This is a genomic window from Acinetobacter sp. V2, assembly GCF_001188385.1.
Classification (GTDB): domain Bacteria; phylum Pseudomonadota; class Gammaproteobacteria; order Pseudomonadales; family Moraxellaceae; genus Acinetobacter; species Acinetobacter oleivorans.
Window position 1 is genome coordinate 92,044 of sequence record NZ_JZFB01000008.1, and the last position, 309, is coordinate 92,352.

Sequence of the window (309 nt, forward strand, 5' to 3'; positions counted from 1 at the left end):
TCTGACTGCCAAGGCATCCACCACATGCACTTAATTACTTGACTATACAACCCCAAACAGTCGTCAACACTTACAAGTGAGTGTTGTCCGTGCGATTCTTCATCGCTACTATCTGTTGTCTGTGTACTTAAACACTGTACAGCTTCAATCTAAATTCATATACCAAAACGCTTGATTCAGTTAATTTGCTAGTTCTCAATTCATCTAGATTAATTGCTTAATCTAAACTCTTGAGTGAACAATTTATTTCAGACTCAATTTTGCCAATCTGTTAATGAATAAACATGCCTTCGTCAGGTCATGCTTAAT